This is a genomic window from Capnocytophaga sp. oral taxon 324 str. F0483, assembly GCF_000318315.2.
Taxonomy (GTDB): Bacteria; Bacteroidota; Bacteroidia; order Flavobacteriales; family Flavobacteriaceae; genus Capnocytophaga; species Capnocytophaga ochracea.
On the sequence record NZ_KB291532.1, the window covers coordinates 14,359 to 26,134 of the forward strand.

At 41.5% G+C, this 11,776-nt stretch carries 7 protein-coding genes; 6 read left to right on the plus strand and 1 reads right to left on the minus strand.

Translation table 11 applies throughout. From position 1 onward, the window contains the following. Positions 1-588 precede the first annotated feature (588 nt). From rpoC to HMPREF9072_RS09925, 5 genes are all read left to right on the plus strand, one after another. A complete protein-coding gene (gene rpoC / locus HMPREF9072_RS09905; RefSeq protein ID WP_009421992.1) occupies positions 589-4,875 on the plus strand; it encodes a DNA-directed RNA polymerase subunit beta' in 4,287 nt (1,428 codons plus the stop codon). 3 nt (positions 4,876-4,878) lie between these two features. Then, positions 4,879-5,190: a DUF3467 domain-containing protein gene (locus HMPREF9072_RS09910; RefSeq protein WP_002673689.1), complete on the plus strand. Its 312-nt coding sequence runs from the start codon at positions 4,879-4,881 to the stop codon at positions 5,188-5,190. Between the two features lie 437 nt (positions 5,191-5,627). Further along, on the plus strand, positions 5,628-5,960 hold the full coding sequence (locus tag HMPREF9072_RS09915) for a PadR family transcriptional regulator (RefSeq protein WP_002673691.1): 333 nt from the start codon (positions 5,628-5,630) through the stop codon (positions 5,958-5,960). Between the two features lie 3 nt (positions 5,961-5,963). Further along, positions 5,964-7,427 carry a PspC domain-containing protein gene (locus tag HMPREF9072_RS09920; RefSeq protein WP_009411599.1) on the plus strand — a complete coding sequence of 488 codons (1,464 nt, stop codon included), beginning with the start codon at positions 5,964-5,966 and terminating at the stop codon, positions 7,425-7,427. Positions 7,428-7,542: 115 nt separating this feature from the next. Then, complete coding sequence (locus HMPREF9072_RS09925; protein ID WP_009411600.1) at positions 7,543-9,177, plus strand: S8 family peptidase; 1,635 nt, start codon at positions 7,543-7,545, stop codon at positions 9,175-9,177. Between the two features lie 120 nt (positions 9,178-9,297). On the opposite strand, the gene HMPREF9072_RS09930 is transcribed toward HMPREF9072_RS09925, so the two are convergent. Then, positions 9,298-9,903 (minus strand): superoxide dismutase, encoded by a 606-nt coding sequence (locus tag HMPREF9072_RS09930; protein ID WP_009411601.1) that lies wholly within the window; start codon positions 9,901-9,903, stop codon positions 9,298-9,300. A gap of 62 nt (positions 9,904-9,965) precedes the next feature. Between HMPREF9072_RS09930 and HMPREF9072_RS09935 the strand changes: the two genes are divergently transcribed. Next, on the plus strand, positions 9,966-11,579 hold the full coding sequence (locus tag HMPREF9072_RS09935; RefSeq protein ID WP_009411602.1) for a sulfatase-like hydrolase/transferase: 1,614 nt from the start codon (positions 9,966-9,968) through the stop codon (positions 11,577-11,579). The last annotated feature ends 197 nt before the right edge of the window (positions 11,580-11,776 follow it).

Sequence of the window (11,776 nt, forward strand, 5' to 3'; positions counted from 1 at the left end):
CTTGGACGATTGGTATAGAAAGGGTGTATAAGTGATTGACTCATAGTATAATACAGCAATGCAAAAAATGGTAAAAACGGGGTTTCGAGTCGAAAGAAAGAGGAATCTCACCCCGTCCCTCTCCCAAGGAGAGGGGGGATATAGCGACGGAAAGGAGAAGAAATAATTAAAAAATTAGCAAATTAGAAAATTAGTAAATGGGAAAGTGTGAGGTCTTAGGGCATAGGCACTAGGGGAAAGTATGATAAAAAAAGGAACAAGTGACGAGAGACTAAGGACGAATGATGAAGGTAATACGGAGGAAATTTCAACTTTGAGAAAGGGCATAGCACGACAAGCAAATTAGAAACTTTGGCAAAAATAGTAGCAGGACAGGCGAGTAGAAACTTTGAAAGTGTAAAAGTTTAAGACTTTGAGAAAGTTTATGCTACTAACTATCAACCTCTTAAAATATTCTTCTAAAAATATTACGAAAAAATAATTGCTATTTTAAAAAATAGTTGTACTTTTGCACGATATTTTGTAAATAGGCTTCGTGGGGAGACCTCTATGAAGCCCGATAAATTTATTATATTCACCATAAATAATATGGCAAGAGAAAAAAATACAGCTGTTCCTAAATTTGATAAGATTTCGATTGGTTTGGCCTCTCCTGAATCTATCTTAGCCGTTTCACGCGGTGAGGTTACTAAACCTGAAACTATCAACTATCGTACTCACAAACCTGAACGCGACGGGTTGTTTTGTGAGCGTATTTTTGGTCCTGTAAAGGACTATGAATGTGCTTGTGGTAAATACAAACGCATTCGTTATAAAGGCATCGTCTGCGACCGTTGTGGCGTGGAAGTAACCGAGAAAAAAGTACGCCGCGAAAGAGTAGGACATATCAACCTTGTGGTGCCTATCGCTCACATTTGGTATTTCCGCTCATTACCTAACAAAATAGGTTATTTGTTAGGGCTTCCTTCGAAAAAGTTGGATATGATTATCTACTACGAGCGCTATGTAGTTATCCAACCAGGTATTGCCAAAGGACCAGAAGGTGAAGATTTACAATACTTAGACTTCCTTTCAGAAGAAGAATATCTCGCTATTACTGAGAGTCTTCCTGCTGATAACCAATATTTAGAAGATACTGACCCTAATAAGTTTATCGCTAAAATGGGGGCTGAGTGTCTTCTTGAGCTCTTAGAACGTTTGGATTTAGACGCACTTTCTTACGACTTGCGTCACAAAGCTAATAACGAAAGTTCTAAACAACGCAAAACTGAAGCTCTTAAACGCTTACAAGTGGTAGAGGCGTTCCGCGAATCTCAAAGAAACCGCGAGAACAAACCTGAATGGATGATAATGAAGGTGATTCCTGTGATTCCGCCTGAATTGCGCCCGTTAGTACCGCTCGATGGGGGACGTTTTGCGACTTCCGACCTTAACGATCTTTACAGACGTGTGATTATTCGCAATAACCGTCTAAAACGCTTGATGGAAATCAAAGCGCCTGACGTGATTTTGCGCAATGAGAAACGTATGCTTCAAGAGTCGGTAGATTCACTTTTCGACAACACACGTAAATCATCAGCTGTAAAAACAGAGTCTAATCGTCCGCTTAAGTCACTTTCTGACTCATTGAAAGGTAAGCAAGGGCGCTTCCGTCAGAACCTCCTCGGTAAACGTGTAGACTATTCAGCACGTTCGGTAATTGTGGTAGGTCCTGAACTCAAAATGTACGAATGTGGTTTGCCAAAGAATATGGCAGCCGAACTCTATAAGCCGTTTGTAATACGTAAGCTCATCGAACGCGGTATTGTGAAAACGGTGAAATCAGCTAAGAAAATCATTGACAAGAAAGAGCCCGTAGTATGGGATATCTTGGAGAATGTGATCAAAGGTCACCCTGTACTACTGAACCGTGCCCCTACTTTGCACCGTTTGGGTATTCAGGCATTCCAACCTAAGCTCATCGAAGGGAAAGCAATACAGTTGCACCCGCTTGTATGTACAGCGTTCAATGCCGACTTTGACGGTGACCAAATGGCGGTGCACTTGCCATTAGGTCCTGAGGCTATCTTAGAGGCACAACTCTTGATGTTGGCTTCACACAATATCCTCAACCCTGCGAATGGTTCGCCTATTACTGTACCTTCACAAGATATGGTCTTGGGGCTTTACTACATTACCAAAGGTCGTAAGTCTACCCCTGAACATCCTATTAAAGGGGAAGGCTCAGTTTTTTATTCAGCAGAAGAAGTGAATATCGCTTATAACGAAGGAAAGCTCAGCTTAAATGCTTTTATTAAAGTGAAAGTGCGTGACCTCGACGAAAATGGCAATGTGTATTATCCCGTAGTAGAAACTACCACAGGACGTGTACTCTTCAATGAGCTTGTGCCTTTGGAAGTAGGCTACATCAACGAGGTACTTACCAAAAAATCATTACGTGATATCATCGGTCGTATCCTCAAAGCTACTAGCATTCCTGTAACGGGAGACTTCCTTGACAAAATCAAGAATATGGGATACCGTTTTGCCTTTAAAGGCGGATTGTCGTTCAGTTTAGGGGATATCATCATTCCGCAAGAAAAAGCTGATATGATAGCCGAAGCTAACGGACTCGTAGATGGTATTATGATGAACTATAATATGGGGCTCATCACCAACAACGAACGTTATAATCAGGTGATTGACGTGTGGACATCTACCAATGCGCAACTTACTGAATTGGCGATGAAACGCATCAGCACAGACCAGCAAGGGTTCAACTCAGTATATATGATGCTCGACTCCGGAGCGCGTGGTTCTAAGGAGCAAATTCGTCAGCTTACTGGTATGCGTGGTTTGATGGCAAAACCTAAGAAATCGAGCGTAGGGGGTGGTGAAATTATCGAGAACCCTATCTTGTCGAACTTTAAAGAAGGTCTATCTATCCTTGAATACTTTATCTCTACCCACGGTGCCCGTAAAGGTCTTGCCGATACTGCTTTAAAAACAGCCGATGCGGGTTACTTAACTCGTCGTTTGGTAGACGTATCGCAAGACGTGATTATTAATACAGAAGACTGTGGAACCTTGCGTGGGGTAGAAGTACGTGCTCTCAAAAAGAACGAGGAAGTAGTAGAAACTCTTGGCGAGCGCGTTTTAGGACGTGTATCGCTCCACGATGTATACAATCCTCTCACCGAAGAACTTATTGTGGGTGCTGGTGAAGAAATTACTGAAAAAATAGTAGACAAAATAGAAGCCGCTCCTATCGATATGATAGAAGTACGCTCGGCTCTTACCTGTGAAGCAAAACACGGTATTTGTGCAAAATGTTACGGTCGAAACCTTTCTACCGGACGTATGGTACAGAAAGGGGAAGCCGTAGGGGTAGTTGCTGCCCAGTCTATCGGTGAACCAGGTACCCAGCTTACCTTGCGTACCTTCCACGCAGGTGGGGTTGCGGGTAACGTATCAGAAGAAAATAAAACTGAAGCCCGTTTTGACGGTGTACTAGAAATAGAAGACTTACGCGTAGTTCGTGGTAAAGACAACGAACAAAACCCTGTGGACGTAGTAGTGCGTTCATCTGAGCTCCGCGTGCTTGACCCTACTACCAAAATGGTACTTCAAACACACGATATTCCTTATGGAGCGCATATCTTTGTAAAAGACAAAGAAGAGGTGAAAAAAGGAACTTTACTCTTCCAGTGGGATCCCTATAATGCGGTAATCATCTCGGAATACTCTGGTAAAATCGCTTATGAAGATATCGAACAGGGAGTTACTTACCAAGTGGAAATAGACGAGCAAACAGGCTTCCAAGAAAAAGTGATTGTAGAATCGCGTAACAAGAAGTTGATTCCTACCTTGCTCATCACTGATAAGAATGGTGAGACGCTCCGCTCTTACAACTTGCCTGTGGGTGCTCACATTATGGTGGACAACAACAGCAAGATTGAAGAAGGTAAGGTGCTTGTGAAAATACCGCGTAGCTCTGCCAAAGCTGGGGATATTACAGGGGGGCTTCCTCGTGTTACCGAGCTCTTCGAAGCACGTAACCCATCGAACCCTGCCATCGTATCCGAAATTGACGGGGTAGTATCATTCGGTAAAATCAAACGCGGTAATAAAGAGGTAATCGTTACCTCACGCTCGGGCGAAGAACGCAAATATTTGGTGAAATTATCGAGCCAAATCTTGGTACAAGAAAACGACTTTGTACGTGCAGGTAAACCACTTTCTGACGGCTCTGTAACACCTGATGATATCTTGCGTATTAAAGGACCATCGGCAGTACAACAGTATTTAGTAAACGAAGTACAAGAGGTATACCGCTTGCAAGGGGTAAAAATTAACGATAAACACTTTGAGGTTATCGTTCGCCAGATGATGCGTAAAGTGGAAATCCAAGACCCAGGTGATACTCTTTACCTCGAAGGTCAGTTAGTTCACAAAGACGACTTTATCGAGGAAAATGACCGCTTGTTTGGTAAGAAAGTAGTAGAAGACGCTGGAGACTCCGAAAACTTAAAAGCTGGACAGATAGTGAGCCTGCGTGAATTGCGCGATGAGAACTCACTACTCAAACGCTCCGATAAGAACTTGGTAATCGCTCGCGATGTGATTCCTGCTACTGCTATGCCAGTGCTACAAGGTATCACTCGTGCATCGCTACAAACCAAATCGTTTATCTCAGCAGCTTCTTTCCAAGAAACTACGAAGGTATTAAATGAAGCAGCGGTAAGTGGTAAAGTAGACTTCCTCGACGGTTTGAAAGAAAATGTAATCGTAGGTCACCGTATACCAGCAGGTACCGGACTCAAAGAATACGAGAAAATCATCGTAGGCTCTAAAGCCGATTTAGAACCCGTGGTAGAAAAGAAAAAATCGAGATAGGCAATGGACGGAGTAGAAGAAAAAGAAGGACAGTTGAGCATTGAGCTCGACGACAAGGTTGCCAAGGGAGTATACTCTAACTTAGCAATTATCAACCACTCGTCTACCGAGTTCGTAGTCGATTTTGTGAGCGTAATGCCAGGGATGCCCAAAGGGAAAGTGCGCAGTCGCATTATCCTTACCCCTGAGCACGCCAAACGTCTGCTATTCGCCTTAGATGATAATATCCAGAAGTTTGAACAAGCCAATGGCACTATTACCAATAGCGACGACCGTCACGCCATACCTCTCTTTGGTGTAACCGGACAAGCTTAATTTAATTACAAATAATCATAACTTTGCCAAAGATGCTAACCGCCTTGTTCGGTTCACACCTTTGGCATTTTTTATTACACTTCCTTCAAAAGCCAATTCCTTTTCTAGCTTTTTACCTTTTATCACCCTACTAAACTTACTTTTAATATCGTTTTTCTTCTCCCTCTACTTCTCTCATACATAGTACATTATACACTCTTCCTATATCAATCGTCCAAGATTCGTATAAGCTTCCTATAAGCTACCTATAAGCTAACTATACCCAAAATACATCTCTACCACCAAAAAAATATATCTTTTTCTTACCTTTTCTTTCTATCAATAAATCAGTGACTTAAGTACTTCTAATACAAAAATATTGATTATTTTTGGTACTATGTATTGCATAATACTTATTTTTGTCGTATCTTTGCCCCGAATTTAAAAACATCAAAACTATGGAAGAATTTAATGTCGAAAAAACAAGAACACAAATGCGCAAAGGCATCTTAGAAATGTGTATTCTTTCCATTATTGACAAAAACAAAGAAGCTTATGTTTCCGACCTGATTGAGGCGCTCAAAACAGCCGATATGATAGTGGTCGAAGGAACGTTATACCCTTTGCTTACCCGATTGAAAAACAGCGGGCTACTTACCTATCAATGGAAAGAATCTACTTCAGGGCCTCCTCGTAAATACTACATACTAACCGAATCAGGCAGACGCTTCCTAAACGAAACCGTAAAAGCCTGGCGTGATTTACAAACAATGATTGATAAAATTATTTAAATTATGGACAAAATAAAAAACATCAGTTTGGGTGGTTTTTCTTTTATCATCGAAGAGACCGCCTATAATGCCCTCAATAACTATCTCAATGAGGTGCGTAATCATTTGAACCAAAATACCGATAGAGAAGAAATTCTCTACGATGTAGAGCAACGTATGGCTGAACTACTCAAAGTTCGTCTTAAAGAGCGTGAAGTAGTAATCGGTCAAGACGTGCAATATCTTATAGAAGTATTAGGTCGTCCCGAACAATACGTTGAGAGTGAAGAAACCTCTTCTGCTGAAACCAAATTTACCTTTTCTTCTTTGAAAGAGCGAAAGCTATACCGCGATATCGATGATAAGAAAATCGGTGGCGTACTCTCAGGCATAGCCCATTACCTTCAATACGACGTTACTTGGGTACGCATCTTCTTTCTATTGGTCTTACTAGTGAATATCTTCATTCTTCACTTTTTTACCTCCGCTCTGTTGCTCTTGTATATTGTGTTTTGGACTGTGGTACCTCCCGCACGCACAGCCGCTCAGAAGTTAGAAATGAAAGGTGAAGCCGTAACCATCGATACCCTTTCCAACTTCTCTTTTACGGGCAAAGAAACCCTAAAACCTGAAAGGAATGGCTTCCCTGTCTTACTAAAAGTAATACTCTACTTTATCGCAATTATATTACTATTGCCATTGCTTATATCCTTAGTAGCCGTAGTGCTCTCCTTATTTGGCATAACCGTATTCGGAAGCATTAGTCTGCTTGCCCTTAACGATTTTCTCCCCTTTATAGTGACGGCAACTTGGCAACGCTCTTTGTTGTACTTCTCGTTGATATTATTGTTTTTGCTACCTGTTTCGGTGGTAGTATTACTCAGTTTAAAACTTTTTATTAAGAGTTTTCGCACTCCTAAAATTTGGGTAATAGCCAATGTGTTGGCACTTGTGATAGGACTCATCGGGTTGCTAACCGTAGGAGGAACATTGGGCAAGGAGTTTATAACAAAAACACATGTGGAAGAAAAAATACCCCTCACCACCCTTTCTGATACCTTAGTGGCGGAAAAAATACGCAAAGAATACGGCTTTAATTCCCCTATAATACCCATCAATTCCGATACCCTAATGGTAAAAGATTGTTCTTTTTTCATAGATACCCTTCCGCAAGGCGCAGTCCCCTATTTGCAATATATCAGAACGGCTCGTGGGAGCAATACTGTGGAAGCTAAAAAAAATGCCCAAAGTCCCATCTACCCGCTCACTATCAAAGGGAATCACATTAGCTTTCCTTATTATTACCAAATTGCCAAAGGAAATGTATATCGGGGGCAAGAGGTAAAAATAAAACTTTTTGTACCTATTGGCACTTACGTCCGCACCCTTAATGAGACCTTTTTTTCTCAAAAAGGAGGAAGATGGTTAAACGAAAACGGCCTTTACAAGGTAAGCAAAGACAGTATTTACGAGGTAACGGCAAAATAATACAAAAATAAAAAATGTTAATTATTCATTGGTTATTAGTATTTTTTGTACTTTTGCACGGTTTTTGTTATAAGATGAAAATCTATAGAATTTAAATACGTAATTAACTAATAGAATGAAAAAATCATTTATCTGGGTTGCCTTAGCAACTTTCCTATTTGTGGGCTGTCGGGCTACTAAAGTTAGTGCCGATATGGACAAAGCTCCCACAACACCTTTAGCTCAGAAAACTTACAATGATGCTACCCTCAAAGGTTGGCCTCACGAAGGTTTTAAACAAAACTTCCCTGGGCTGAACTTGCAAGAAGCCTATGCCCTACTCAAAGGTCTTACCCCTAAAAAAGTAATTGTAGGAGTGGTAGATTCCGGTGTGGATATCAACCACGAAGACCTTAAAAACGTAGTGTGGGTAAACACTAAAGAAATTCCTGACAACGGAATTGACGACGACAAAAACGGTTATGTAGATGACGTACACGGCTGGAACTTCCTCGGTAATATCGCTCAAGAAAATACCGAGATGACTCGTATTTACAAAACTAAGGATAAGAAAAATCCTGATTATGCCAATGCTAAAAAAGAATTCGATAAAGAAACTGCTGAAACTAAAAAACGCAAAGGCTATTATGAGCAACTTATCCAAATAACTGAATTTGCCGATAACAACTTGCGTAAAATCACAGGTAAAGAAGTGTATACCGCCAAAGACATCGATGCTGCTACCAAAGGCAAAACTTTCGATGCGCCCACTACCGAGATGATTCAGTTTATGAAACAGCTATTAGCAGATGTCTCTAATTCTGGTGATATCAAAAAAGAACTCAACGATGCTATCGAGTATTTCGATACAAAACTGAAATATCACCTCAACCCCGATTTTTCACCTCGTAAAACTATCTTAAAAGATAATGAAAACGACTTTACCAAAAAGTATTACGGCAATAATAACGTAATAGGTCCCAATACGAAAGATGCCTTACACGGCACACACGTGGCAGGTATCATTGGTGCTGAACGCAATAACGGAATCGGTATGAATGGGGTTGCCGATAATGTGCTCATTATGGCAGTACGCGCTGTCCCCGATGGTGATGAGTACGACAAAGATATCGCTCTTGCCTTGCGCTATGCAGTAGATAACGGAGCCAAAGTGATAAACACCAGCTTTGGTAAAGCTTTCTCTCCTCACAAAGAATGGGTGTATGACGCTATCAAATATGCAGCTTCTAAAGATGTTCTTATCGTAAACGCTGCGGGTAACGACTCTCAAGATATCGACGTGAAAGATACTTATCCTAACGACGAAGTAAACAAGAAAGAAATCTCCGATAACTTCCTTACCGTAGGGGCTTTGAACTATGAGTATAACAAGAATTTAGTAGCTTCTTTCTCAAACTACGGTAAACGCAATGTCGATGTATTTGCCCCTGGGGTAAAAATCTATTCTACTACTCCTGAGAATAAATACGAGTTTTTGCAAGGAACCTCAATGGCTTCTCCCGAAGTTGCAGGAGTTGCAGCCTTGTTGCGTTCTTACTTCCCAAGTCTCAGTGCAGCCGAAGTGAAGAAAATTATTATGGAGTCTGGTGTAAAAGTAGATATGAAAGTATTCGTAGGTGAAGATGATGATGAAGGTAAAAAACGCAAAGAAATGAACTTCGCCGACCTTTCTACTACAGGTACTATTGTAAATGCTAAAAATGCAGTAATCTTAGCCGCCAAAATTACTAAAACAAAACTTAGCAAATAGAAATTTATATAATACAATGAAAAGCCGTATGAGAAATTCTCACACGGCTTTTTTCATATTTGCTTGTTATTCATAAGTCATTAGCATTTTAAATGCCTGTCGTGCTACGACTGCTACGACTTATTTATGAGCGTTGTAAAGTTCTGCAACTTTCGCCCAACTAATGACGTTAAAAAACGCCTCAATATAATCAGGACGACGGTTCTGATAGTGCAAGTAATAAGCGTGTTCCCACACATCTAATCCCAAGATAGGAAAACCTCCGCAACCAGTGTTAGGCATTAGCGGGTTATCTTGGTTTGCAGTAGAGCAAATCTCAAGCTTACCTCCTTTGTGTACACAAAGCCACGCCCAACCAGATCCAAAACGAGTAGCCGCAGCCTTGCTAAAAACTTCTTTAAAGGCTTCAAAACTTCCGAAAGCCTCTTCAATTGCCTTAGCCAATTCTCCCGTAGGTTTACCTCCGCCATTAGGGCTCATCACTTCCCAAAAAAGATTGTGATTGTAAAAACCGCCAGCATTATTGCGAAGAGTAGCATTGTTCATATCAAGTGAGGTAAGAATTTCCTCAATAGTTTTGCCTTCTACCCCTGCTGGAGCCAAAGCCGTATTCAGGTTCGTGGTATAAGCGTTGTGGTGCTTAGTATAGTGTATTTCCATTGTACGCGCATCGATGTAAGGTTCAAGCGCATTGTAAGCATACGGTAATTTAGGTAATGTAAACATAGTATTTTCTTTTTAAATTTTTAGCAAAAGTACTATAAAAGTTAATTGGTTGAGATACTTTAATGATAGATTTTCCTTATATAGGTATAATTATATTTGGAAAGTATAATTATTTTCATACCTTTGCAAGGTATTTTTCTTTTACAAAAACCCACTACCCTATAATTATGAAACATTGTATCTTTTTTCTCCTTTATAGCTTTATTTTCGCTACTTATGCTCAAAAACCTAACGTCATCATCATTGTAGCCGATGATTTAGGCTATGGCGACCTAAGTTGCTATGGCGAAAAGACAATTCATACCCCACAGGTAGCCTCACTCGCCAAACAAGGAATGGTCTTTACGAACGTACATTCCACCGCTGCCACTTGCACACCTTCGCGCTATTCTCTCTTCACGGGCTTGTACAATTGGCGACGCAATGATACTGGTATTGCTCCTGGTGATGCTGCTATGGTCATTCGTCCTGAGCAAACCACCATTGCCGATGTGTTCAAAGCAGCAGGCTATACTACTGGCGCTATTGGCAAATGGCACTTGGGCTTAGGAGGCGAGCGCGGTAAACAGGATTGGAACGGCTTTATCACCCCTGGACCTTCCGATATAGGCTTCGAATATTCCTGCATAATGGCTGCCACAGCCGACCGTGTACCTTGCGTGTGGATAGAAAACCAACGTGTAGCTAATTACGACCCCTCAACACCCATCGAAGTGAGTTATAGCCTGCCTTTTGAAGGTGAACCTACGGGTAAGAACAACCCCGAACTGCTCACTAAGCTCAAACCTTCCTTACACCACGGTCACGACCAAGCCATAGTGAACGGCATTTCGCGTATCGGCTATATGAAAGGGGGTGGCAAAGCGCTCTGGACGGACGAACATCTCGCCGATACCATTGTAGCCAAAACGGTAAAATACATCGAAAATCACAAATCTCAACCTTTCTTTCTCTATGTGGGTACTAATGATATACACGTACCTCGCTACCCCAATCCGCGTTTTGTAGGCAAAAGTGGTATGGGTTACCGCGGTGATGCAATTCTCCAATTCGACTGGGCAGTGGGTGAAATCGTAAAAGCCCTCAAAGCTAATAAGCTATACGATAATACGCTCATCATTATCACTAGCGACAACGGTCCTGTGATAGACGATGGTTATCAAGATCAAGCCGAAGAGCTCTTAGGCAAACATCGTCCGTGGGGAGCTTTTCACAACCACGGGGGCAAGTACAGCAATTACGAAGCAGGTACGCGTGTGCCCTTTATCGTACGCTATCCTAAGATAGTGAAAAAAGGTACTTCCGATGCTTTGCTTTCACATATCGACCTCTTTGCCTCTTTGAGTAAATTTATTGGTGCTGAGATACCCGCAGGAGCAGCCACCGATAGCGAAGATTACCTCAAAGCCTTCTTAGGCAAGGACAAGAAAGGTCGCCCTTATGTAATAGCCTCTGGGGGAGCGCTCTCCATCACCGATGGTCGTTGGAAATATGTAGTCCCCAGCGACAATCCCTCTTATCAACCCCTCACTCGCACACATCTGGGCAACTATCCTGAGCCCCGATTGTACGACCTCAAAGAAGACATAATGGAGCTCTACAATGTAGCAAAAGACCATCCCGAAGAGCTCACCAGACTCAAAACAATGCTCGACAATATTAAAAACAGAAAATAGTGCTTTAACAATCAATAATAAAATTCGCTCCAAAAAAGTATCTACCTTTTTTGGAGCGATGTAATATCAATACTTTTTCTCCTATTCTCCCTTCTATTTCCGCTTTTCTTTCGTTTATTCTTCATCTGCCCGTGTAGCTCGCTCCGTCTTTTGTTCGTTCTTTAGTCATTGTAGAGCCACTGTAGAGCCACTGTAGA